The organism is Halovivax asiaticus JCM 14624 (assembly GCF_000337515.1).
Lineage (GTDB): Archaea > Halobacteriota > Halobacteria > Halobacteriales > Natrialbaceae > Halovivax > Halovivax asiaticus.
On record NZ_AOIQ01000014.1, the window covers coordinates 258,721 to 281,729 of the forward strand.

Consider the following 23,009-nt stretch of genomic DNA (forward strand, 5'->3'; position numbering starts at 1 on the left):
TAGGCCTTCGAATATAAAAATATAATCTAGATCTATAGAAATTATATAGCATATTGGCCAGGAGCGTAATGAGGGAGCACCCCCAGCGTGACGACAGCGATAGTTCCGGATGGTGACCGTGTCGTCGGAACGGAAATGATGGCCTAACTGGCGGTCAGACAATCGAGTAAGATGAACACCATCACTATCTTCTCATCGAGGGAGAGGTTCAAGCTCGACGAGATAGCCCCTGGACAAGAGGTGACACGGTGTAACAGAAATCCACAACCCATACTGGGATATGGAGATACGTATTCCGTTCTCACCCAACGGCCCAACCGAGACTCAGTGGCCCGAATCGGTATGTCTGAGGCAGAAAACGGCGCCGTACTATTGGTCGATATCGGGTTGACAACCTCCGGAAACGCAAAGAAGGATGCTACTCCGAACGGTCCGAAAGCGATAGCAAACACGCAAAACACTGCGCCGGTTCATTTTACGAAAGGAAGAATTGGCATGGAATAATTAATAACGTAGGGGTGGAATATTGTGCTGAAAGGAAGATCGCCGCATGAAACGACGGAACATCCTCCAGGCGATCGGAGCGGGAAGCGGGGCGGTTCTCGTCGGCTGTCTCTCGAACGGCACGTCGGACGACGCTGACGAACCCGTCGCATCGCTCGCACTCGTCGAAATAGAAAACAGAACTGGCGAAGCGGTCAACGTAACCGTCGTTGCCCGGCGAAATGGAACGCAGGTTCACGAGGACCGATACTCGATAGCGGGAGTGCGAACGGAAACGAGCGACGGGGCCGGCGAGCACGGTGTTATCGACGGTGTCCAGCTCGTCGAAGACTGGATGGGAGCGACCGACGAGTACGAACTGGAATTCGAGGTCCCGGAACACGGGCTACGGACGTCGTTCACCAGTTCGGACCCGATCGGTGAGTACCAAAGCGCGTCTGACCGCGATCTGGACGGCGAGTGTTATTTCGTCCGCGTCGAAGTCGGGGACGGAAGCGGCAACGCGACGCCCGAGACCGTTCCCGAACGGATCGGCGCGTGGGCGATGGTATACGACCACGACGTGTTCGAGCGAGAACACGCCGGTGACTGTTCCTGAGCAGGATACGCGCTCCGTTCCTCCAGGACGCGGTGAGGAGGGCGTCGTTAGGGTATCAGCTGCTCGCCATCGTCGTCGTAGATCGTGATCGCGTCGACGGGACAGGCCCGCGCCGCGAACTTCGCGTCGAGTTCGGCGTCCGCGGGCACCTCGCGGACGAAGACGCCGTCTTCGGCCTCCTCAGCGCCCTTGAGGACGGCCTTACCGCGATCCTTGTCTTTCTCGAATTCGCCCCACTCGGCGACACACTGGTACATCCCGATACAGGTGTCCTCGTCGAACTCGACTTTCATAGTCGAGGGTTAGGACGGTCGGCCTATAGCGCTGGCGGGAATGGCCGTCCGAACCGACGGACCGTCGAATCCGGTTGGGCCGGCAAACCGTGTGGTACGTTAGTCGGGACCATATATCATCGTGATTTTATGTTCCCGGCGAATCGAGTCGGTCGTATGGTCACGGACGCCGCCGATACCGCAGAACCGGCCGAGGACGCACTGGGGCTCGCGATGTGGGACTACCAGCAGGGCCGGGATGGAACGCTGCGCTACCGCGACGGCCTGGCGACGAAGGACGGCAACGTCGAGGAGTTCTACTTTACACCCCCTGCCGAGTGGGCGGACGACCGAATCGCCCAGCTCAAGCGGCTGACCGATTCCGGCGGACCGGTTCTCGATGTCGGGTGTGGAACCGGCCAGCACGTTCGGTGGGTTCGGGATCACGACGTCGATGCAGTCGGTATCGACGTGAGTTCGCGCGCCGTGGCGACCGCCCGCGAACGTGGGACCCGACAGGTTCTCGTCGGCGATATGTTCACCCTGCCGTTCGGCCGGGACCGGTTCCGAGCGATCAACTGTTCCGGAACGCAACTCGGTCTCGGCGGCTCCCTCGCGGGCATCGCCGACGTCCTCGATCGGTTCGCTCGCGTCACGACCGACGATGCGCTCGCGCTCGTCGACAACTACGATCCGCGGGAGCTCGACAGCGATTTCTTCGGGTACCGACCGGATCCACGCGAGGGAATCGCCCACCGGTGCTTCCACTTCGAATACGAGCGCGCGACGACGGCGCCCGGTCTCGACGCGATCGGTCGGTCGCTGCACTTCCTGCTGTGTTCGCCGGATCGACTCCGCGAGGCCACGGCCGGGACGCCCTGGCGCGTCGACGAGGTGTTTCCCACCAACGACGGGACGTTTTATCGGGCGCTGCTGGAACGCGTCGGGAAGCACACAGCCGAGTGACCCGACTTCCGGCGAACGATCGGCGTTCGGGTCCGATTGGAGACCCGTCCCGCGAGCCGACCGACGTCAACAGTTACGTGCGTTCGGGCGAAACTGCCGCCGGATCTCATCGCAGTCACGTGTCGACGCCCTCGAGGCGCGACTCAACGATGCGCTTCCGCGGCAGTTGAAGGTCGGCGCCGGCGTGCTCTACCTGCACCGCAGCGGCGGCAGCGATCGGCTGGACGGCCTCGCCCGTCGTGGCTGGTGGGACCGGTGGCACGATTGGTCGATCGGGCTCTTGCTCGCGTGTCAGGTGTCGGTACTCGCCGTCGTCGTTACCGGCGCGTGGCTGGCCCTCCAGCAACCCGATCCGACCGCGATGAACGCGCCGGAGAACACCGTCGCGGTCCCGGGGGTCAACGCGTTCATGCCGCTCGCAGCCGCACCGTACGTGATCGTCGCCCTCGTGGTCGCAACGGGGGTTCACGAGTTCGGCCACGCGATCGCCTGCCGGCGGGAAGCGATCCCGGTTCGAGAGAGCGGTATCGCGCTCCTGTTCGGGGTCATCCCGCTCGCGGCCTACGTCCTTCCGGGCGAAGCGCTGGACGACGCCCCGCGGCGGAGTAAACTCCGCGTCTTCGCCGCTGGGGTCGCGAACAACGTCCTCGTCGCGGTCCTCGCGCTCGCCGCGTTGTTCGCTCCGGTCACCGGGAGCCCAACTGACGCGTTCATGCAGTATTTCGGCTGGGCGGTTTCCGGCGGCGCACCTCCCACGGCCGGTTCGATCGCCGCACTCGGCGCCGGGACGAACCTCGCGTTCTGGACCGCGTTGCTGAGCGCGAACGTGGGCCTGATGAACGCGTTACCGGTCTCGATACTCGACGGCGGCCGCGTGCTCTCGCTCGGGCTCGAATCGATCGGCCGGCCGCGCACGGCGCGGCGCCGGCGGCTGACCGTCCACGCGACCGGTATCGTTGCCCTGCTCGCGGTCGTCGTCGCGGTCGTGGCACCGCACCTCCGCGGGTGACCACAGGCGAGAACGGAGTCGATTCGGAGGCGAGGGGCTCCGCGGCCGTTCGGGGCGTCTATACGGATGAAAATACCCGCGAGTGGGCCCCACTACAACCTTGCTGGAAATGTCCCACGGACTAAATACCACATTAGATACAAACGTATTTATCTATCTTGTCTTATTATATGAGTATGGAAGCGCCCTCCAGGCGAGCGGTCCTCGCAAGTGTCGCAGCCGGATCACTGGCTGGCTGTTTCTACACCGATAGCGAGCCTGATGGATCGAAACTCGGAGCTATTCTCGTGGCAAATAGCCACGATGAGTCCCACACCATCGACCTAAAAGTTGAGTGGGAAGGGGAACTCGTCCATGATCAGTCATACGACCTCCCGGCCGATGACCCCGAATCAAAGTACTTGCAGGAAGTCACTCCTGAACCGACCTGGCCGAAAGAGACGGGAGACTTCACCCTCTCGGCGCGATCGGACGGCGATTCGTGGCAATCGGTCACCCCGGAGGATTACGACTATCCGGACTGCTTCGCGCCCAACGTGATGGTCGATGGACTGGGACTGTTCGGGATCGGTGTGTTGACGACGTCGAAGCGGTGTACAGACCGCGACGAGTACCCGCTGAACGGCTCCACGGGGAACGAATCGGCGACGAACGGTTCCGTCGGAAATTCGAGCGACATCGGCGACTGAGTCCGCTCGCTCGGCAGGGTGCATCGCGACATCAACGGCGTCGGACCCGGTGGGCGCGACCGTGATGTAGCGGTCCCTGAGTACCACGCCGATCCGCTGTTGCACGGATGGGGCGCAAGCCCAACCAGGAGAAGCGACCACTGCGGACGCGAGTCGTCTCGAAGGAACGCTTTTCCGCCCGGTCGGCAAATCACGACAGACGGAATGGTCGCCCTGTCGTTCGTCGTCCTGATCGGGGTCGCCGTGCTGGCCTGCCTGTCGATGGCGTGGGTGCTCGGCGCGAACAGCAACTCGCCGCCGTTCGCGCCCGCGATCGGAGCGAACGCGATCTCGACGATGCGGGCGGCGTTCATCATCGGGCTACTTGCCGCCGCGGGCGCGCTCATGCAGGGCGGGAGCATCTCGGAGACGATCGGGGCCGATCTCATCGACGGCGTGACGATCACGCCGCTGGCCGCCATCGCGGGCTTGCTCACCGCGGCGACGTTCATGGGAATCGGCATCTACACGCGATATCCGATCCCGGCGGCGTTCGCGACGACGGGCGCGATGGTCGGCGTGGGCCTTTCGCTCGGCGGCGATCCGGCGATGGCGACCTACCAGCGACTCGGGATCTTCTGGCTGCTCGTCCCCGTCATGTCCGGCGGCCTGGCGTACGCGACCGCGATCACGCTGCGCCGGGACGATATCCCCGAATCCGTCGGCGTCCCGGCACTGGCAGGGCTGGTCGGAGCCATCATCGCCAACATCCGGCTGGGCGTCATCCCGGATCCCACCGCCGACCAGGGGACCCTCGCCGGCCTCGTCTCCCGGCAGTTCGGCGGTGGCCCCTCGCTTGCGGGTGGCGTCGACCTTGGAGTCGTCTTCGTGACGATCGCAGCCGGTGCGATCGCGTTCTACTGGGTGCGTCGGAGAGTCCTCGCCTCGGTCGAAGGCGGAATTCGCTCGTTTCTGCTCGTTCTCGGCGGGATCGTCGCCTTCTCCTCGGGCGGCTCACAGGTCGGCCTGGCGACCGGGCCACTCGAGAATCTCTTCCGAGTGGAACTCGGGTTGCCGGGGATCGCGCTGCTCGCACTCGGCGCCGCAGGGATCCTCGCGGGTGCCTGGATGGCTGCACCTCGCTTGCTGCAAGCGACCTCCAGAGAGTACGCCCAACTCGGCGTTCGCCGGTCGATCGCCGCGCTCGTCCCCGGATTCGTCATCGCCCAGCTGGCGATCGTCCTCGGCATCCCGATCTCGCTCAACAACATCATCCTCTCGGGTGTCATCGGCGGCGGCCTCGCAGCCGGTTCAGCCGGCGTCTCCCGACGCAAGATCGGCGTCACGGTCTCGTTCTGGCTGTTAACGCTGGGAAGCTCGATCGCCGTCGGGTACGGGCTTTATCGGGTGCTCGCGATCGGACTTGGCGGATAGTCCTGAATCAGGGCCCGACCGGCCTCGATCCGGCCTCGATCTCACTTCAGGATCGTCACCGGTACCTCGGTCCGCTCCGCGATGAGTTCCGGAATTCCGTCGCCGAGGAGTCGCCGGACGATGCCACTGATGTCGTGCCCGGAGACGACGACGTGATCGACCTCGTGGCGGTCGACGTACGACGGAACGAGCTCCGCCGGCGGCCCCTCACACGTCGTGACCGTCACCCGCGACGGGTCATCGACCGACGACCGAAGTCCGTCGGCTCGATTGCGGGCCTCCGTGAGGCGCGTTTCTCCCCGTTCCAGGATTCGGCCCTCGCTCACGGATTGATCCAGCGGGGCGACCACGGAGAGGAGCGTCACCGCCGCCCCCGGAAACGTCTGGAGGGCGTGTGCCAGCGCGTCTTCGTCGTCCGGGTCGCCGAGGGCGACGACGAGGACGTGGTCGGGATCGGCCATAGCTCCGATTGGGCACCCAGCCCCATCGGCCTATCGGCGACGGCCGTGAAGACCCGTGGTGGCCTGCCACGGCGACTGGACCACCGGGTCCAACCGACCCCCAGCCGAACGCCGACGCGCCCCGTCCGACACGACACTTTAAACCGGAGCACGACCCAACCACGGGTAATGAATTTAGAGGAGCTGTCGGGGCTCCCGCCCGGCGCCGTCTCGCACTTCCAGGACGAGGGGATCGAGTCGCTGTATCCCCCGCAAGCGGAGGCGGTCGAGGCCGGCGCCACCGACGGCGACAGTCTCGTCGCGGCCGTCCCGACGGCGAGCGGGAAGACCATGATCGCCGCCCTCTCGATGCTCTCGGCCATCGAACGCGGCGGGAAGGCGCTGTACATCGTCCCGCTTCGCGCACTCGCGAGCGAGAAGAAAGACGAGTTCGATGCCTACGAGGAGTTCGGCGTCTCCGTGGGAGTCACGACCGGCAACTACGAGAGCACCGACGACTGGCTCGCCACCCGCGACATCGTCGTCGCGACGAGCGAAAAGGTCGACTCGCTCGTGCGAAACGGCGCCGACTGGCTCTCCGACCTGACCTGCGTCGTGAGCGACGAGGTCCACCTCATCGACGACAGAAATCGTGGCCCGACGCTTGAGGTCACCCTCGCGAAGTTACGCGCGCTCAACCCCGCGCTCCAGGTGGTCGCGCTCTCCGCGACGGTGGGCAACGCCGGCGAGATCGCCGACTGGCTCGACGCCGAACTCGTCGCCTCCGACTGGCGCCCGATCGACCTCCAGATGGGCGTTCACTACGGAAACGCCATCAGCTTCGACGACGGCAGCAAGCGCGAAGTGCCCGTCGACGGCTCGGAGAGCCAGGAGGACGCCCTCGTCAGGGACATCGTCGCCGAGGACGCCTCCGCGCTCGTCTTCGTCAACTCGCGGCGCAACGCCGAGGCCGCAGCACGCCGACTCGCGAACGTCGTCGCGCCGGAACTCGCCGACGAAGAGAAAGCGGCACTCGACGAGCTCGCCGACGACATCCGGGACGTCAGCGACAGCGAGACGAGCACGGACCTCGCGGCCGCCGTCGAGAAAGGCGGTGCCTTCCACCACGCGGGCCTGGCCAGTGAACACCGCTCGCTCGTCGAGGACGCCTTTCGCGACCGGTTGCTGAAAGTCATCAGTGCGACGCCGACGCTCGCCGCCGGCGTCAACACGCCCGCCCGTCGCGTAATCGTCCGTGACTGGCGCCGCTTCGACTCGACCGCGGGCGGCATGACCCCGCTCGACGTCCTCGAGGTCCACCAGATGATGGGACGGGCGGGTCGGCCCGGCCTCGACCCCTACGGCGAGGCCGTCCTCCTCGCGAAGAGCCACGACGAGCAGGACGACCTGTTCGACCGGTACATCTGGGCCGACGCCGAAGACGTCCGGTCGAAACTGGCGGCCGAACCCGCGCTGCGAACCCACGTCCTCGCGACCATCGCCTCCGGCTTCGCCAGCACGCGAGACGGCCTCCTCTCGTTCATGAACGAGACGCTCTACGCGAGTCAGACGAACGAACGCGGGCGCCTGGAGTCGGTCACCGACACCGTGCTGGACTATCTGGAACGGAACGATTTCGTAGAACGGGAGGGGGGAACCGCCGGCGGGTCACGAAGCGGAGCCGACGCGGATGCCGCCGACGACGCGTTCACGTCTGCCGCCGACCTCGCGACGGAGGCCGACCAGGACGTCGACCTCCGGGCGACGAACCTGGGCCACACGGTCTCGCGGCTCTACCTCGATCCAATGAGCGCCGCGGAGATCGTCCACGGGCTCGAATCGGCCGGCAGCCGCCCAACGGCGATGGGGCTCTACCAGCTGATCGCCCGCACGCCGAACATGTACGAACTCTACTTGCGCTCGGGCGAGGACGACAAATACGGGCAGCTCTACTACGAACTGGAAGACGAACTGCTCGGCGACGCCCCGAGCGAGTACGAGGACAACCGCTTCGAGGACTGGCTCGCGGCGCTGAAGACCGGCGCACTCCTCAAAGACTGGGCGGACGAGATGGACGAGGATCGCCTCACCGAGCGCTACTCCATCGGCCCCGGCGACCTCCGCGGGAAGGTCGAAACTGCCGAGTGGCTGCTCGGTGCCGCGGAGACGCTCGCCGCGGAGATCAGTTCGGACTGGAGCGTCGCCGTCCGCGAGGCGCGCGCACGGGTCGAACACGGCGTCCGGGAAGAACTCCTGGAGCTCGTCTCCGTCCGCGGCGTCGGTCGCAAGCGCGCTCGCCAGCTCTACCAGGCCGGCGTCGAGTCGGCAGCCGACTTACGAACCGTAGACAAGGGAATCGTTCTCGGCGCTCTTCGAGGGCGCAAGACGGCCGAGAACATCCTCGAGAACGCCGGTCGCGAGGATCCCTCGATGGCCGGCGTCGAGCCGATCCAGGTTGACGGAGTCGAGGCGACCAGTTCCGCGGGAGCCGGCACCAGCTCTGGATCGACCAGCGAGGACGGATCGGACGCGTCGACGACACCCGATTCGGAGGACCAGTCCAGCCTGGGTGACTTCTGATGGCGACCGATGACGTGACGATCGTCGGCGGGGAACTTCGGATCGACGACCTCGATGCGTTTCTGGCAACGATCGACCGAGTCGCGGAGCGACACGACGTCACGATACAGGCGTTCGACGCCCGGTACGTCGCCGGTACCGAACACCTCGAACGCGCCGTCGCGAGCGCCGAACGAGCGATCGCGAACGACGACGCCATCGCCCGCGATCCGGCTGTCGAACTCCTGTTGTACGCCGCCGGCCGCCGTCAGATCGAGCGCGCACTCGAGATGGGCGTCGACGAGGGGACTGGCCCCGCCGCGATCGTCGTCACCGGCGGCGACGAAGCGGGTGCGGCCGAAGCCCTCCGCCGCGAACTCGACCTCGCGGAAACGGCCGTTCTCGACGAGTGCGACGAGCGGACGGTGACCGAGTTCTTCGACATCGACGAGGCGGAACGGGATACGACCGACGCGACGCTCGCGGCTCTCGTCCGCGAACGCGTCGCGCTGCTCGCCGTCGAGAAGTAAACCTCGAACCGATCGCGGCCGCAGAGACCGGTCGTGAGCGTGACTACAGCCGGACTGTTTCGCTCGATAGGTCGCCGAGCGTGCGCTCGATCGTCCCATTCGGTAGCTCGAGCACAGCCAGCGTATCATCGTCGACCTCGACGAATTCGAAGTGCATCGCCCAGGTGCCGTTCGATTTGATCCTGGCGACGTACTGCTGGCGGGTTTCGGGTTCGCGGAGCCATACCTGCTCGCCGGCGTCGGCGGCGTCGGTATTCCCCTCGACGACGTAGGAGACGGGTTTCGCCGTGCCAGAGCCTGCGGTCGGATAGCCGTTATCGGTCCATCCGCCGAAACCCTCGTCGATGGCGTAGACAGTCTCGAAGCCCTCGTCGTACAGCTCGGCGGCGCGGGCCGTCGAGAGGTGATGTGGACAGCCGCAGTAGGTGACGATCCGCCGATCGGTGGCGACGTCGGCCGTCGGATGGTCGAAGTCGGGTGCGCCGGCGGGACTCAGTTTCGCCTCCTCGACGCGGGATCGGGAATACGCGGCCTCGCTCCGCGCGTCGAGGACGAGCAGGTCGTCGTCCAGATACGAGCCGTAGACGTCTGTGACCGGGGCGAGCGGGACGTTATACCCACCAGTCGGTGAAACGTCGTACTCTGACGGATCGTCGAGGGTGGTGCCCGGATGAGGCGGTCGGTCTTCGTCGTCGGACAGACAGCCGCCGAGGAAGACGCTGACCGTCGTAACACCAGTTGCCGCGAGATACGCGCGTCGGTTCATATCCACGAACAGGGGTTCGAATCAAGTAGCCATTACGGTACCGCGATCCAGAATCGGCTCGGTCGTCGGACACCAGTCGAGCCCCCGAACACCCCCCTATTTCAGGTGGAAACCGAGGGAATACTCGTTTGTTTCTTTCCATGTGAAATTACAGAGGGATTCGATAACACGCTCGTTGGCCCGCCGCGACGATCGAAGGGTATCAGCCCGACGGACGAGCGAACGGCGTTCCTTGCAGACTGCCGGATGGACAACCCGTTTGAACGTCCGGTCCCAGGCAGACATATGGACCTCTCTATCGTCGATCTCTCCCACGTTCCCGAGGGTTCGAGCGCGACTGAAGCGTACGAACAGACCGTCGAACTCGCCCAGCTCGGCGAGGACCTCGGCTACGAGCGGTTCTGGGTCGCCGAACACCACGGGATGGCGGGCTACATCGCAGGGACCACGCCAGAAGTGTTGCTCGGCCATCTCGCCGCGGAGACCGAGTCGATCCGGCTGGGGTCGGGAACGGTCCTGCTCAACTACTACCAGCCGTACAAGGTCGCGGAGTCGTTCAGCGTCCTCGACTCGCTGGCACCCGGGCGGATCGACATGGGATTGGGGCGAGCGACGGGGCCGCCAGCGGCCGACCGCGCCATGGGCTACGATTCGAGTCCCAAGACGCCCGAGGAAGCCGATTCCGAACACCGCGCAAAGGTCCAGGAGACGCTCCGACACGCGCTCGACGAGTTCGGCGACGACCATCCCTACAGCGGGCTGCAACTCGCACGCTCCGCCGAGGACACCCCTGAACCCTGGTTGCTCGGGTCGTCGCCCTCCAGTGCGAAACTCGCCGGTGAACTCGGCCTCCGGTACTGCTTCGCGGGCTTCATCCGTCCGCAGTTCGCCGAGCCCGCATTCGACGCCTACCGCGAGGCGTTCACCCCCTCGCCGATCGGCGCCGGGCCCGACGAGCCGGCGGGCATGCTCGCGATCAACGCGGTCTGTGCCGAGACTGACGAGAAAGCCGCCCGCCTGCGAGCCCCGACCGAAGCGGTCTACCAGCGCATGGCCCGTGGGACCATCGGCGACGGCATCCCCCCCATCGAGACGGCGATCGACGAACTCGGCGGCGTCCCCGACCACACGCCGAATCCGCTCCCCGAGGGCGAGTGGTCACGCTCGATCTCCGGCAGTCCGAAGACGATCGACGCCGTCCTCACCCAACTCACCGATCGGGTCGGCGTCGACGACGTCATCGTTCAGCACACCATTCCCGACTTCGACGACGCGAAACGGTCGCACGAGCTGCTCGCCGAAGGCGTCGGGATCTGAGACGACGGGTCGAATCTTCGGTTCGCTCACGACGACGTCGGATGTGTAGCGTCCCCGCTACGCCGGTGGGACGGATTTTGGATATCCAAGATACACGCAACGCTGAGTTAGCAATAGACGGAGAAGTAGTCCATCCTGGATTCGAACCAGGGTCTCGAGCCCCAGAAGCTCGAAGGATTGGCCGCTACCCTAATGGACTGTACACAGCCGTAAGGCGGTTTGAGGTATAGTGGTTTCGATCTATACCCAGCCAATCGTGTTAGTGTCGATCGGCTTGTAAAGCCGTATCCGAAGGATGGTAGTGTTCTCTCCGGTGGCAGTTCGCACAGAGGATAACGCACTTTTTCATCTCACGGCGTACCTCTCCCTTTGGCCTGTTGTTGGCAACGAGTTGCGAAACACTCATCGATTTGTCCTCACCCGTGTGATGGTAATCGAGGCACGCCGCCCGCTCTTCACTGCAGCGGGTACAGCCGCCGCTCTTCCGTTTTTGCGTCACTTTCCACCGTCGGAGGTCGCACGACGGTTCCTGATGATGTAGCAGTCGGTGGCAATTTGCACAGAGGACGTCGCACTTCGCAATCTCCTCACGAAGTGCGTCTTTTCCGTACCCGTACGTAACCATCTCCCCCACGTTCATCCGCTTCGATTCGTCTTTTCGATGGTGAAAATCGAGACACCCGGGATCGTTCATGCCACACCGGGTACAGCCTCGCTGCTGGCGTTGGTCTCTGACCCATTCTCGTAAACGGGTTCGTCGACGCAATGTCCGTTTCGTGTTCCACTCTCGATTTCGATAATGCCACCGCTGATCGACTGACAACGAGGACCAGTCACGATCGTCAGGAAGGTCAATATCGTCCGGTTTTGGACTGACCCTGGGACCGCGAGAGTAATACGTTTCGAGATTCGCCTTCACCTTTGCCTCGTTCCAGCTACCAATAGTCCGGATGATCGTTGCCGACGCCGGAGTGAATCCCAACGCTTCGTACTGCGCTTTCGTCGGCGACTGGCCAAGTTCCGCGGCAGCGCGCTGGAGGGCGTCGATGCACTCGGAGACCGTCGTTGACATCGTAACCATCTTACACGGAATAAATAATAGTCGCTACGCGTACGCTTCCGAAATTTCCGATTTCTCCGCGCCGATCGACGAGTGGGCGCCAGTTGGCAATCGACACCAACTTACCCGCTTCCAGTGCATGCACGCGTATGTACGTCGGACGCTTCGTTGTCGTCGGTCCCGAAACGGCTGCCTATCGCGTGTCGTCGCGCTCGTTCCCGAATCGCCATATCACGGATCGGAGCGACGAGGATACCACCCTGACCGTCGGGCCGACGCCCGACGCGCCGGAGACGGACAATCCGTACGTAGCCTACAACTGCCTGCGCACGGTGGAGACACCGCGTGGCGAGGCGGCAGCGATCGGCAACGGCTCGCACGTCGATCCGATCGCCGAAAAGCTCGAACTGGGCTACCCCGCTCGCGACGCGCTGGCGACGGCGCTGCTGGCGCTCGACTTCGAGAAGGACGACTACGATACCCCGCGAATCGCGGGGGTGCTCGACGGCGACGGCGAGGCCACCATCGCGACCGTCCGTCGCGAGGCCCTCCTCGTCGAGCGTGTCGACGAACCCACGCTGGTCGCCACCTACGAACGGGACACGCCGGCCGCGTTCGAGTTCGACGCGACGGACGCCGAGACGGCCGCGACGGTCGCGTACGACCTCGACTTCGAACACGCCGTCTGCGCCGCGGGTGTGACGCGGGACGGCGACGGGTTCACGACCGCGATCGAGAACGGTCGAGACTGACGGCGACACCGGTCGGACGCCGCTATCGCGCGACATCGCGTCGACCTCGACCGCCGTCGCGGGCAAAAACACACATACGGCTGGCACCCCTCCGCTCAGGCAATGCAGATCGGTCTCATCTCCGATGTTCACGGCAACCGGGTCGCGCTGGAGGCGGTACTCGCGGATCTCCCGGCTGTGGATGCGCTCGTCTGCGCCGGCGACGTCGTCGGCTACAATCCCTGGCCTGGCGACTGCGTCGACGCGTTGTGCGAGCGCGACGTTCCGACCGTGATGGGTAACCACGATCGGGCCGTCGTCACGGAAACAGGATTTCAGTTCAACGACATGGCCGCTGCCGGTGTCGAGCACGCACTCACGGTTCTCGACGAGGACCAGCGCGAGTGGCTCGCGTCGCTCCCGGACGAACGAACGCTGTTCGACGGCCGACTGAAAATCGTCCACGGCCATCCCGACGATCCGGATCGCTACACCTACCCCGAGGAGTTTTCGTCGGGGATGCTAACGGACGAGGACGTCCTCGTCATGGGACACACGCACGTCCAGCACGCCGAGCGGTTCGCAGACGGAATCGTCGTCAACCCGGGGAGTGTCGGCCAGCCCCGCGACCGCGATCCGCGAGCGGCCTATGCCATCTGTGATCTCGACGCGATGACCGTCGAGACCCACCGGGTCGAGTACGACATCGAACGCGTCCAGGACGGCGTCACGGAGGCCGGCCTCCCCACCCGAATCGGATCGCGACTCGCTCGCGGCGAGTAGCGGTTCGGCGTGGTCGACGGCGGTCGCACATTCTCGCCTGGGTGAACGTGACCGAACGGCTATCACGGGTGACGTGGTAGGACGTGGCTGGATGACCCCCAAACAGCTACTCACCGGCAACCCCCGCCGCACGAGCCTCGTCTACCTCGCCATCGGCGGCGTCTCGCTCGTCAAGGCCATCGCTCTCAGGGACGATTCGACGCGCTTCCGCCACGAACTCAGAGACGCCGCGCTCTTCATCGGTGTCGGCCTCGTCCTCCGTCGCTACGCCACGATGCGTGACCAGCGCCGCGAGGAACTGGAATCGATGGTTCCCGACTGGATCAGCGGCGAAAGTACCGAGGGCCCGGCTATTCCCGCAGTCGTGCAGGAGTACCTCGGCGGTCGAGAGGAATCGTCCACGCAGTCGGTGACCGACCGCGCACGGACGGTCGTCAGCAGGTAAGCGGTGTTTCGCCGCGCGACGCCAGTACCGCTCGTCGCCGTTCGAAGCCCGACTGGAGCGCAAACTGTTCTCCTGGCCGTTCGAACAGAATGCTACCGTCCGTACCCTTGACTCGTGCACCGAGCAGTGTGAAAGCGCAACTCAGGAGACCCACTCGAACACCGACGAAGCGAGTTCGGTCTCCCGTTCGGTTGCTGCGTCAGCGTCGGTCTGTGTGGGATCCGGTCGATTCCCGGCTCGTCGCCACGTCGCCGGTCCCGCGCCTGGGCCGTCGGCGGTTGGAGGGGTGGCCGCCGGCCCGAACGATTCGTTCGAAACCCGGGTCGCCGCCGGCTCGGGTCCGACGAGGACGGGTTCGTGGTCCGTCGACGCCTCCTGAGTGTCGTCGAGTCCGAGGAACTCCCCGAGGCTCTCGCCGTCTCCCGGGAGCACGTCGACCGTCACGCCGCCACCGACCGAATCGGCGGTGTATCGCGGGCCGTCTGTGTCGGTATCGGTCTGTGGAGTCGCCCCGGCGGACGGGTCGGGCTCGGTGGCGGAGTCCGTGGGGTCGTCGCGGGGGCCGTGATCGTCGCTGGTCGAGTCGAGCGTCAGGTCGGCGAGTTCGGTGAGTCGCTCTACGGCCCCGTCGACGTCACCGTCGAGAACCGGATCAGGGTGTGGATCGTGCTCGCCCGGCCCGTCGACGAGATCCTCGGGGGAATTGGCGCCGTAGGCGGCGATGATCGCGTCCGGGTCGGCCTCGACGTCTTCGAATAGTTCAGTGACGGGTACGTCGTCGGTCATATCCGACGAGCCACCGAATACCCGCTTCGTTACGCGCCGATTACCGTGATTCGTTCGACGGCGGACCGTGACGAAAGGCGGGCAACGTGACGTTTCCGCGTTCAGAACAGATCCTGGACGAGTTCGAGACTGCGTTCGCGATCCGACCAGGCGACGACGATGGCAACGCTGGTGGCCGACGTGACGAGGTCGTGAATCTGGATGCGCTCCTCGGCGAAGGGGTCGACGATCTCGTGGATGACTCCCGGCTGTGTCGGAAGTTCGCCACCCGTGAGGCGGATGATGGCGAGCGGCTCGTCCACCGTGACGGACGCGACCTCCGGCCGTTCGATGACCTGCTGGTGGAGGATGTTCTCCGCTCGCCCGGCCTCCTCGGCGTCCACGTACAGGGTGATGCTGTCGAGGCCGCTCGCAGCGACGTCGATGTTGATGCCGGCGTCGCCGAGCGCACCCGCGAGCGATTGAAAGACGCCGGATTCGTTGCGAATGGACCGGCCGGCGACGGTGAGGCAGGCGAGGGGGCGCTCGCGGAGGTCGATGAGGTTCTCGAAGGTCCCCTCGATCGTCGTGCCGCCGGTCAACAGATCGCCGTGCTGGTAGTGAACGACGCGGACGTCGAGGGCCTCGTCCTTGTAGGAAAGGGCCGACGGTGCCACGACCTCGGCACCGCGAAACGAGAGGTTTCGAAGTTCGTCGACGGAGATTTCGCCGACGTTACGTGCCCCCTCGACGGCGTGTGGGTCGCCCGTCATGACGCCCTCGACGTCGGTCACGATGACGACCTCGTCCGCGTCCATGTACGACCCGAGCATGACGGCAGTCGTGTCCGAGCCACCTCGCCCGAGCGTGGAGACGGCTCCATCAGGTCCCTCTGCGAGGAACCCAGTGATCACCGGGACCGTCTCGTCGAGCGTCGAGACGAGCGCTTCGGTCCGTTCTCGCGTGGCCGAGACGTCGACCTCGCCGTACTCGTCGGTCACGACCGGCCACTCGGGATCGCCGGGTTCGACGAACGTCGCATCGACGCCCCGTGCCGTCAGTGCCGCTTTCACCATCCGGACTGACGTTCGTTCGCCCATGCTGACGATCTCCGCACGGTCGGCGTCCGACGCCTCGAACGTGATGTCGTCGATGAGGTCGTCGGTCGTCGATCCCATGGCACTCGCGACGACGGCGATCTCGTGGCCGTTGGCGACTGCCGCCTCGATCGAGTCGGCCGCTCTGGCTATCCGATCACCGCTGCCGAGACTCGTCCCGCCGAACTTGGCTACGACGCGCACGAAACCACCCCGATAGCCGTCCGATCCAACCCGTTCGAGACCCGGTTCGACATGGCTGCCAGTTTGGGAAGACTGGTGATAACCCTGTCCCTCGGACGGAATTTTACCCACTCCCGGAGAGCGCCACCGACGAGCAGCGGACGGCCGCGTTGTGCCCCCTCGCCCTCGGGCAACAGCGCACGTTCGACGGGCCGGTCGGGTTCGAGAGGGACATCTTTCAGGCTGGCTTCCGTAGAGGTCGGCAAATGAACGTCCGAGACGCCAGAGAAGCCGACGCGGCGGCCCTCGCCGGGCTCGCAGACGCCCCGACGGACGTCCTCAGGTCCCAGCTCCACACCCGGACCGTTCGCGTCGCTGTACCGTCGACCGACGATCGACCGGCGCCGTCCGGCGGAGACACCCCGTCAGGGGACGAATCGGCGACGGACGCCCGGCCCGGGGCTGACGAGGAAACCGACATCCTCGGCTTCGTCAGTTTCGACGCCGACGCCGACACCGTCTTCGTGACGAACGTGCGCGGATCGGATCAGGCCTGTCGGCGCCTCCTGGAGGAGCCGATCTCGTTCGCGCGGGCAGAATCGATGCCGGTCGAAGCCGTCGTCCCGATCGGAAACGAGCGCCAGCGCGAGCGGCTCGAGGCCGGCGGCTTCGAAGACGTCGGAGCGGGGCCGCCGTTCGAGGGCGAACCGACGCGACGGTTTCGCCTGGACGACACGGCAGACTCCACCTGAAACCCTTCCACAGGATACGGTTCCGCGAGCGATGGTATTCACCTATTCCGTATCGGCCGTGTACTGAACGTCGTTGCGTTCGATCACGGTCGGTGACTGGTTTCGAGAAGGATAGATTTAATAGGCAGGTCTTCATCTGGTTCGTCTGCATCAACTGGACCTTCGAGGGTATCTCAGAATACCAAAATTAGGTCCACAGGACGTTTGTCCTGCAATTTCGACGAATGCGGCGGATCATCTCCAGTTGAAACAAAGGGGGGCACGTACGACGGATGGCTGACGACAACTCGCACACGAACGACACCGACGGAATCGGCTCCACACCGGGCTTTCGAACCGCGCCCGAGGAGCGATCGCTCGGGGACGACGAGTCGAATCAGGGACTCTTCGACGATCTCCTCAGTGGCGAACCGATCTTCGAGAACAAGGAAGTCCTTCGCCCGTCGTACACGCCACACGAACTGCCCCACCGATCCGACCAGATCAACAAGATGGCGACGATCCTCGTCTCCGCCTTGCGCGGGGAAACCCCGTCCAACATCCTGATCTACGGCAAGACGGGAACGGGGAAGACGGCGAGTGCGAAATTCGTCAGCCAGGAGTTAGAACAGACCTCGTCGAAGTACAGCGTCCCCTGTGAGGTCGAGTACATCAACTGCGAGGTGACCGACACCCAGTACCGCGTTCTCGCCCAGCTCGCGAACAAGTTCATCGAGAAGAACCACGAGTGGATCGACGACCGACTCGACGAACTGACGGATCTCCAGGACCGTGCCGAATCGATCGACGACGACTGGAGTGGGACGGACGCCACGAAGTCGTCGACGACCGAAGCCGACGAACACCAGTCGTCGCAGTCGACGGCGGACGAAACGGGCGATAACGGCGCTGAATCTCCACCTGAAACGGACGGGGTCGATGGGACCGACGAAGCGCCGTCCACAACGGCAAATCCCGAGTCAGAACCGACGGTTCAATTCCAGGACGAGTCAGTCGTTTCGAGCGACGGAGACGACGATGACGGCGGTGTTGCAGCCGAAGCGACGGGGGTCGACGAAGTACCACCCACGCACCCGCTCGCGGACACGCCCTTCGACTCGATCGACGCCGTCACCGAACGCATCGAGGAGCTCGAGGACGACCGCGACTCGTTCGAAGAAGTGCCGATGACCGGGTGGCCGACCGACCGGGTGTACAGCGTCTTCTTCGACGCCGTCGACTACTCCGAACGCGTGGTCGTGATCATGTTAGACGAGATCGACAAGCTCGTCGAGAAGAGCGGCGACGATACGCTCTACAACCTCTCGCGGATGAACTCGGAACTCGAGAACTCGCGCGTCTCGATCATGGGTATCAGTAACGACCTGAAGTTCACCGACTTCCTCGATCCGCGCGTGAAGTCCTCACTCGGTGAGGAGGAGATCGTCTTCCCACCGTACGACGCGAATCAGCTCCGGGACATTCTCCAGCATCGGTCCGACGTCGCGTTCAAAGGCGACGCCCTCTCACCCGACGTGATTCCACTCTGTGCGGCGTTCGCCGCGCAGGAACATGGGGACGCCCGTCGCGCGCTCGACTTGCTCCGGACGGCCGGGGAACTCGCCGAACGATCCCAGACGGACACCATCGTCGAGGATCACGTTCGCCAGGCCCAGGACAAGATCGAACTGGATCGCGTCGTCGAGGTCGTCAGGACCCTCCCGACGCAGAGCAAACTCGTCCTCTTTTCGATCATCATGCTCGAGCAGAACGGCGTCCACAGCATCAACACCGGCGAGGTGTACAACATCTACAAACGGCTCTGTCAGGAACTCGATACGGACGTCCTCACGCAGCGTCGCGTCACCGACCTCATCAGCGAACTCGACATGCTGGGAATCGTCAACGCCGTCGTCGTCTCGAAGGGCCGATACGGCCGGACGAAAGAGATCAGCCTCTCCGTTCCACTCGAAGAGACGGAAGTAGTCCTCCGATCCGATTCCCGACTCTCCGACATCGACGACGTCCAACCCTTCGTACAGGCCCGTTTCGACAACTGATCGCGACCAGGCTGTGTCTCCGGAATCCGTTCGATCGGCAGTCTGCCGACCGACACGAGCCCCCTCCTTCGAGTGGAATCGGCCAGTTTCTGCCCAGTCAGCCGCGTGTCCACCGAGCATCGGGACGCGCGATTCACGATGTCGAAACCGAGATGAAAAAAACGGGATCGGCTTCGACCGTCCGTATCGGGCGGATCGAACGTCCACATCGGACGGACAAATCTGACTCTCCGTCCGACGAAGCCCCCAACCGACGAAACCGCGACTACGACCGGTTACGTCACGCGCCGCGAGAGGACCAGTCCACCGCCGAGGGCGGCGATTGGTGCTGCCTCTTCGGGCGGGATGCCGTTCCCGAGGACGTCGTCGACGGCGAGACGGATCTGGCCGAGCCACGGGATTCGATACGCGGCCTTCCCTTCGATCCACTCGGGTTTGACGACCTGCGACGGATCAGCACCGTAGCTCGGATGCTGGTCGTAGCCTCCGTTCGCGTCGCCCTTGGTGATGAACCCGTCGTACGGAGCGGGACAGGTGGCAAGCTCGTTACATGACGCCCCGCCGAGCGCGTTAGCGTCGGCCTTCGTCTCGGTCCACCGTTCGTCTTTCTCGACCCAGAACATCGCGCGGTGAATCACCGGCGTCTCGAACTCCGATCCGCCGGGACGGAAGATGATGACGTCACCCGGATTTCCGAATTTGTCGTGGCCGGTCTCGCTCCCGACCGCGCGGGTCACGATTCCCGTCTCGCCGATCGCCCCGTCGCCGACGAAGCGGTCGTCCTCGACGACGAAGATCATGTCGCCACGCTCCATGTTCGGCTCCATGCTCCCGCTTTCGACGGCGACCATCGGCGGCCAGACGCCACTGACGCCGAACAGGATGAGCGCGATCAGCATGACGAACCCGACACTCGAGGCGATATCCCGGACGTAGACGACGGCGCCGGAATCCGCTTTGAGGAACCAGCGAAGGATCCCGTCGTCTTCGATGGAGACCGGCCGGTCACCACGGGCGCTCGGCCGATCTTCGTCGGCACTCGACCCGCCTGATTCGCTCGAATACTCACGGGCACCCGATCCACCGAGCTCACGTGACTCCGCGTCGTCGCCGCCCGACGACTTCGCCGTCTCCGAGCCTCGCGGGTGTCGATGTGACGGATCGGACGCCCGTTCCGATTCGGTCGACGGCCTAGGAGCGGGTCCATCGCCTCGGTCGCCGGTACGATCCGACTCGTCCGGTGGTGAGTCGGACCCCCTGTCGGTCATTACAGCCCCGTTCACGCGGGTAGAAAATCAACCTTCTGCTCCCGCAGGTGATTCGGTGCTGCCCAGTGGGCAACCCATCCCCAGGTGAAAATCAGTCTCCGAGTGAGAGTCAATACGTTTTTGGGCGCGGTCGCGAATTCCGTGCTGTGCCACTCGAGGGTCCGGCCCGGATCGTCCAGCAACTGACGGCGCACGGATACAACGCCGAGCGAGAAGCCGTGACGCTGCTCGCCTCCCGGCCGAACCCGGATCAGGCCCTCGATATTGTGCTCGAGAACACTCCAGATGAAACGCTGGTTATTGGCGCGAACGACGTCGAACGAGTGCTCGACGAAGATTCTGCGAGCACTCGGGATGTATCGCCTTCATCAGAGCCAGCAGCGGGAGCGAGCGCGTCCGTACAGGCCACCGACACCGGTGGGGGCGCTGAAATTGACACGGCTGGCCAGGACCCCACCACTTCACCTGGAGAGCGAGCCACGGATCCGTCCGACGAGGCGGCCGTGGATGCAGTTGAAACAGGGGGGTTCGAGCGTGCCGGCGATCGGTCACAGCGCGACATCGCCGTTCGTGGCGACATGACCGGTGAGAGTACCGGGACCGGTGAGTATCGCGACTTCATCGCCGTCTTTCGGGATCGACTCGACAAACTCAGTTCGAAGCTGAGCGGCCGGGTCAACCACCGACCGGCGAGTTCGATCGAGAGTATGCCCGGCGGTAGCGACGTCGCGATGATCGGCCTGGTGAACGACATCCGTTCGACGGCGAGCGGTCACTGGCTAGTTGAACTCGAGGACACGACCGGGACGTTTCCCTTCCTCGTGATGAAAGATCGCGAGTACGTCGACCTCGTCGACGAGTTGCTGCGAGACGAGGTGATCGCGATGGAGGGGACGCTCGCCGATGACTCGGGGATCGCGTTCGTCGATAGCATGTACTCGCCGGACGTGCCGCGAACGCACGAGCCGAAGACCGCCGATCGACACGTCGAGGCCGCGCTAATCAGCGACGTCCACGTCGGCAGCGAGGAGTTCATGGCCGACGCCTGGAACGACTTCGCCGACTGGCTCCACACCGAGGAGGCCCAGCACGTCGAGTACCTCTGTATCGCTGGGGACATGGTCGAAGGCGTCGGCGTCTACCCTAACCAGGACGAGGAACTCGACATCATCGACATCTACGAACAGTACGAGGCCTTCAACGAGTATCTCAAACGGGTCCCCGGCGACCTCGACATCGTGATGATCCCTGGCAATCACGACGCCGTTCGGCTGGCCGAACCGCAACCGGGGTTCAACGAGGAGTTGCGATCGATCATGTCCGCCCACGATCCACAGATCGTGAGTAACCCCTCGACCGTGGAGATCGAGGGCGTCTCGATTCTCATGTACCACGGCGTCTCGCTCGACGAAGTGATCGCGGAGTTGCCGTCGGAGAAAGCGAGCTACGACGAACCGCACAAAGCGATGTACCAGCTGCTGAAAAAACGCCACGTCGCCCCGCAGTTCGGCGGCCACACAAGACTCGCTCCCGAAGAGAAAGATCACCTCGTGATGGAATCCGTCCCCGACATCTTCCACACGGGACACGTCCACAAACTCGGCTTCGGCAAGTATCACGACGTGCTCGCGATCAACTCGGGTTGCTGGCAAGCGCAGACGGATTTCCAGAAGAGCGTCAACATCGACCCCGATTCGGGCTTCGCCCCGATCGTCGATCTCAGCACGCTCGACGTGACCGTTCGAAAGTTCTCCTGAGAAGAGACCGAATAGTCTCTCCTGGGAAGGTAATCGATCGTTCGTGCGGAGCTGCCTGCTTCGCAGCGATCGGACCGATCGACCAAAACCGAGTGAACGCTGTCCACCCGAACCGTGCCGGGACTGGTGAACCGCCACTTCGACCCGTTCTCCGCACCTGGACGAGAGACGACGGCAGGAATCACCTACGCAGAGCGGTCAGCTCGTCCAGATGCTGCTGTCTCGAAGAGGTTGCTGTCTCGGAGAGGGACTCTGCCGAGAGTCCCCGGAGAGACGAGAGAAGGGAAACGAGAGAAAGACGGAACAAGCGGCTGGACGTCTCCGAAGCTATTCGAGGTGAAACGGTGGACCCCCCATCCCCTTCGTTTCGACTGGAACGGTGAAACGGCCACCCTCGACGAGAGGCTATTAACACAGGAACACTTATCATGGTATGGTTGAAACAGTATCCGTAAACCAACTAGAAGAAGATGAGTTGGTGGGTGGTGTTGTTGTAGAGGATAATCTGCTCCGGTCGCTGTTGTTCGATCGATTATCTAGATTTCGTTGATACGACTCGTAGAGCTGTCGGAATATCGTGTGTAGCGCCGCTGAAGGCCCATTCCTCCGCTGGGGATTCAATCATGGCAGCCGGTCCACCGCTCATCGACTGGTAGGGGAGTTTTCTGTTCCACTCGAAATGGTGGGGTGGGGGATCTATCACTGGCGGACGACACCATATGTCGTGGTAAGGATTATCGTCTTGTCCACGCTACGATTGGGATACTGCCGTGATCGAATCTCGACTGTTGGTTCCTCACCGATCGATCGCTGGGAACGATCTGTGGGTACAATTCACGTGGAACGTCTCGCCGATCCGGACAACTGAACGGCGCACAGCCCATTCTCCCGAAGCGTTGCGGTGTTATCGATGGAACTCACTCGACCAAAGCCGAATTCGTCAGTATTGCGGCTTCTCCTCTCAATATAGATCTGATTCTCGTAAGTGCTACAGTCGGTGAGACTCCCCGGCAGTCGACTCTCTCGGCCGAATTCTGTTCTGTCTGATCACGACTCCACGCGAAAC

The 23,009-nt window shown here is 63.9% G+C and carries 21 protein-coding genes and 1 tRNA gene; 14 read left to right on the forward strand and 8 right to left on the reverse strand.

Going from position 1 to position 23,009, the window contains the following annotated elements; genetic code table 11:
* Positions 1-550 precede the first annotated feature (550 nt).
* Positions 551-1,102 (forward strand): hypothetical protein, encoded by a 552-nt coding sequence (locus C479_RS08830; protein WP_007701157.1) that lies wholly within the window; start codon positions 551-553, stop codon positions 1,100-1,102.
* Positions 1,103-1,149: 47 nt separating this feature from the next.
* Here the strand turns inward: C479_RS08830 and C479_RS08835 are convergent, their stop codons facing one another.
* Positions 1,150-1,395, reverse strand: a complete 246-nt coding sequence (locus C479_RS08835; RefSeq protein ID WP_007701159.1) for a ferredoxin — start codon at positions 1,393-1,395, stop codon at positions 1,150-1,152.
* 156 nt (positions 1,396-1,551) lie between these two features.
* Here C479_RS08835 and C479_RS08840 point away from each other — a divergent pair, with 156 nt between their 5' ends.
* The 4 genes from C479_RS08840 (at position 1,552) to C479_RS08855 (ending at position 5,451) form a co-directional block, all read left to right on the forward strand.
* Positions 1,552-2,340 carry a class I SAM-dependent methyltransferase gene (locus C479_RS08840; protein WP_007701161.1) on the forward strand — a complete coding sequence of 263 codons (789 nt, stop codon included), beginning with the start codon at positions 1,552-1,554 and terminating at the stop codon, positions 2,338-2,340.
* A 184-nt stretch (positions 2,341-2,524) separates the two neighbouring features.
* Complete coding sequence (locus C479_RS08845) at positions 2,525-3,349, forward strand: site-2 protease family protein (RefSeq protein ID WP_241430177.1); 825 nt, start codon at positions 2,525-2,527, stop codon at positions 3,347-3,349.
* 176 nt (positions 3,350-3,525) lie between these two features.
* Positions 3,526-4,038, forward strand: a complete 513-nt coding sequence (locus C479_RS08850) for a hypothetical protein (RefSeq protein WP_152415846.1) — start codon at positions 3,526-3,528, stop codon at positions 4,036-4,038.
* A gap of 204 nt (positions 4,039-4,242) precedes the next feature.
* Complete coding sequence (locus C479_RS08855) at positions 4,243-5,451, forward strand: inorganic phosphate transporter (RefSeq protein ID WP_007701167.1); 1,209 nt, start codon at positions 4,243-4,245, stop codon at positions 5,449-5,451.
* 41 nt (positions 5,452-5,492) lie between these two features.
* Here C479_RS08855 and C479_RS08860 read toward each other — a convergent pair whose 3' ends face one another.
* Positions 5,493-5,912 (reverse strand): universal stress protein, encoded by a 420-nt coding sequence (locus C479_RS08860; protein WP_007701168.1) that lies wholly within the window; start codon positions 5,910-5,912, stop codon positions 5,493-5,495.
* Positions 5,913-6,080: 168 nt separating this feature from the next.
* On the opposite strand from C479_RS08860, the gene C479_RS08865 reads away from it, so the two are divergent.
* Together C479_RS08865 and cgi121 are read left to right on the forward strand one after the other, a co-directional pair.
* A complete protein-coding gene (locus C479_RS08865; RefSeq protein ID WP_007701169.1) occupies positions 6,081-8,471 on the forward strand; it encodes an ATP-dependent DNA helicase in 2,391 nt (796 codons plus the stop codon).
* Positions 8,471-8,980: a KEOPS complex subunit Cgi121 gene (cgi121, locus tag C479_RS08870; RefSeq protein WP_007701170.1), complete on the forward strand. Its 510-nt coding sequence runs from the start codon at positions 8,471-8,473 to the stop codon at positions 8,978-8,980. Before C479_RS08865 ends, cgi121 begins: the two co-directional genes overlap by 1 nt.
* A gap of 43 nt (positions 8,981-9,023) precedes the next feature.
* Here cgi121 and C479_RS08875 read toward each other — a convergent pair whose 3' ends face one another.
* Positions 9,024-9,746 carry a rhodanese-like domain-containing protein gene (locus tag C479_RS08875; RefSeq protein ID WP_007701171.1) on the reverse strand — a complete coding sequence of 241 codons (723 nt, stop codon included), beginning with the start codon at positions 9,744-9,746 and terminating at the stop codon, positions 9,024-9,026.
* A gap of 285 nt (positions 9,747-10,031) precedes the next feature.
* Between C479_RS08875 and C479_RS08880 the strand changes: the two genes are divergently transcribed.
* Positions 10,032-11,063: an LLM class flavin-dependent oxidoreductase gene (locus C479_RS08880; RefSeq protein ID WP_007701173.1), complete on the forward strand. Its 1,032-nt coding sequence runs from the start codon at positions 10,032-10,034 to the stop codon at positions 11,061-11,063.
* A gap of 126 nt (positions 11,064-11,189) precedes the next feature.
* Here C479_RS08880 and C479_RS08885 read toward each other — a convergent pair.
* Together C479_RS08885 and C479_RS16795 are read right to left on the reverse strand one after the other, a co-directional pair.
* A tRNA-Gln gene (locus C479_RS08885) sits at positions 11,190-11,262 on the reverse strand.
* Positions 11,263-11,322: 60 nt separating this feature from the next.
* Positions 11,323-12,144, reverse strand: a complete 822-nt coding sequence (locus tag C479_RS16795; protein WP_338034099.1) for a homing endonuclease associated repeat-containing protein — start codon at positions 12,142-12,144, stop codon at positions 11,323-11,325.
* A gap of 128 nt (positions 12,145-12,272) precedes the next feature.
* Here C479_RS16795 and C479_RS08890 point away from each other — a divergent pair, with 128 nt between their 5' ends.
* The 3 genes from C479_RS08890 to C479_RS08900 all read left to right on the forward strand — a co-directional run bounded on the left by C479_RS08890 (position 12,273) and on the right by C479_RS08900 (position 14,082).
* Positions 12,273-12,875 (forward strand): IMP cyclohydrolase, encoded by a 603-nt coding sequence (locus C479_RS08890; RefSeq protein WP_007701176.1) that lies wholly within the window; start codon positions 12,273-12,275, stop codon positions 12,873-12,875.
* A gap of 102 nt (positions 12,876-12,977) precedes the next feature.
* Positions 12,978-13,637 carry a metallophosphoesterase family protein gene (locus C479_RS08895; RefSeq protein WP_007701178.1) on the forward strand — a complete coding sequence of 220 codons (660 nt, stop codon included), beginning with the start codon at positions 12,978-12,980 and terminating at the stop codon, positions 13,635-13,637.
* A gap of 91 nt (positions 13,638-13,728) precedes the next feature.
* Entirely contained in the window at positions 13,729-14,082 is a 354-nt protein-coding gene (locus C479_RS08900; protein ID WP_007701181.1) for a hypothetical protein, read from the forward strand.
* A gap of 141 nt (positions 14,083-14,223) precedes the next feature.
* Here C479_RS08900 and C479_RS08905 read toward each other — a convergent pair whose 3' ends face one another.
* Both C479_RS08905 and C479_RS08910 read right to left on the reverse strand, forming a co-directional pair.
* Positions 14,224-14,868 (reverse strand): hypothetical protein, encoded by a 645-nt coding sequence (locus tag C479_RS08905; protein WP_007701185.1) that lies wholly within the window; start codon positions 14,866-14,868, stop codon positions 14,224-14,226.
* Between the two features lie 101 nt (positions 14,869-14,969).
* Positions 14,970-16,148: an aspartate kinase gene (locus C479_RS08910; RefSeq protein WP_007701187.1), complete on the reverse strand. Its 1,179-nt coding sequence runs from the start codon at positions 16,146-16,148 to the stop codon at positions 14,970-14,972.
* Between the two features lie 245 nt (positions 16,149-16,393).
* On the opposite strand from C479_RS08910, the gene C479_RS08915 reads away from it, so the two are divergent.
* The gene (locus C479_RS08915) at positions 16,394-16,879 is read left to right on the forward strand and encodes a hypothetical protein (RefSeq protein ID WP_007701190.1); all 486 of its coding nucleotides are present in this window, start codon (positions 16,394-16,396) and stop codon (positions 16,877-16,879) included.
* 272 nt (positions 16,880-17,151) lie between these two features.
* On the forward strand, positions 17,152-18,918 hold the full coding sequence (locus C479_RS08920) for a Cdc6/Cdc18 family protein (RefSeq protein WP_007701193.1): 1,767 nt from the start codon (positions 17,152-17,154) through the stop codon (positions 18,916-18,918).
* Positions 18,919-19,193: 275 nt separating this feature from the next.
* On the opposite strand, the gene C479_RS08925 is transcribed toward C479_RS08920, so the two are convergent.
* The gene (locus C479_RS08925; RefSeq protein WP_007701196.1) at positions 19,194-20,186 is read right to left on the reverse strand and encodes a S26 family signal peptidase; all 993 of its coding nucleotides are present in this window, start codon (positions 20,184-20,186) and stop codon (positions 19,194-19,196) included.
* Positions 20,187-20,332: 146 nt separating this feature from the next.
* Here C479_RS08925 and C479_RS08930 point away from each other — a divergent pair, with 146 nt between their 5' ends.
* Complete coding sequence (locus tag C479_RS08930) at positions 20,333-21,943, forward strand: DNA-directed DNA polymerase II small subunit (protein WP_007701199.1); 1,611 nt, start codon at positions 20,333-20,335, stop codon at positions 21,941-21,943.
* Positions 21,944-23,009: the final 1,066 nt, after the last annotated feature.

What these genes read in the sequence shown, in the direction of transcription:
- C479_RS08875 (WP_007701171.1), bottom strand. Translation starts at nt 9,746, where the DNA reads ATGAACCGACGCGCGTATCTCGCGGCAACTGGTGTTACGACGGTCAGC.
- C479_RS08835 (WP_007701159.1), bottom strand. Translation starts at nt 1,395, where the DNA reads ATGAAAGTCGAGTTCGACGAGGACACCTGTATCGGGATGTACCAGTGT.
- C479_RS08920 (WP_007701193.1), top strand. Translation starts at nt 17,152, where the DNA reads ATGGCTGACGACAACTCGCACACGAACGACACCGACGGAATCGGCTCC.
- C479_RS08900 (WP_007701181.1), top strand. Translation starts at nt 13,729, where the DNA reads ATGACCCCCAAACAGCTACTCACCGGCAACCCCCGCCGCACGAGCCTC.
- C479_RS08840 (WP_007701161.1), top strand. Translation starts at nt 1,552, where the DNA reads ATGGTCACGGACGCCGCCGATACCGCAGAACCGGCCGAGGACGCACTG.
- C479_RS08830 (WP_007701157.1), top strand. Translation starts at nt 551, where the DNA reads ATGAAACGACGGAACATCCTCCAGGCGATCGGAGCGGGAAGCGGGGCG.
- C479_RS08895 (WP_007701178.1), top strand. Translation starts at nt 12,978, where the DNA reads ATGCAGATCGGTCTCATCTCCGATGTTCACGGCAACCGGGTCGCGCTG.
- C479_RS16795 (WP_338034099.1), bottom strand. Translation starts at nt 12,144, where the DNA reads ATGGTTACGATGTCAACGACGGTCTCCGAGTGCATCGACGCCCTCCAG.
- C479_RS08865 (WP_007701169.1), top strand. Translation starts at nt 6,081, where the DNA reads ATGAATTTAGAGGAGCTGTCGGGGCTCCCGCCCGGCGCCGTCTCGCAC.
- C479_RS08925 (WP_007701196.1), bottom strand. Translation starts at nt 20,186, where the DNA reads ATGACCGACAGGGGGTCCGACTCACCACCGGACGAGTCGGATCGTACC.
- C479_RS08880 (WP_007701173.1), top strand. Translation starts at nt 10,032, where the DNA reads ATGGACCTCTCTATCGTCGATCTCTCCCACGTTCCCGAGGGTTCGAGC.
- C479_RS08890 (WP_007701176.1), top strand. Translation starts at nt 12,273, where the DNA reads ATGTACGTCGGACGCTTCGTTGTCGTCGGTCCCGAAACGGCTGCCTAT.
- C479_RS08855 (WP_007701167.1), top strand. Translation starts at nt 4,243, where the DNA reads ATGGTCGCCCTGTCGTTCGTCGTCCTGATCGGGGTCGCCGTGCTGGCC.
- C479_RS08860 (WP_007701168.1), bottom strand. Translation starts at nt 5,912, where the DNA reads ATGGCCGATCCCGACCACGTCCTCGTCGTCGCCCTCGGCGACCCGGAC.
- C479_RS08850 (WP_152415846.1), top strand. Translation starts at nt 3,526, where the DNA reads ATGGAAGCGCCCTCCAGGCGAGCGGTCCTCGCAAGTGTCGCAGCCGGA.
- C479_RS08915 (WP_007701190.1), top strand. Translation starts at nt 16,394, where the DNA reads ATGAACGTCCGAGACGCCAGAGAAGCCGACGCGGCGGCCCTCGCCGGG.
- C479_RS08905 (WP_007701185.1), bottom strand. Translation starts at nt 14,868, where the DNA reads ATGACCGACGACGTACCCGTCACTGAACTATTCGAAGACGTCGAGGCC.
- cgi121 (WP_007701170.1), top strand. Translation starts at nt 8,471, where the DNA reads ATGGCGACCGATGACGTGACGATCGTCGGCGGGGAACTTCGGATCGAC.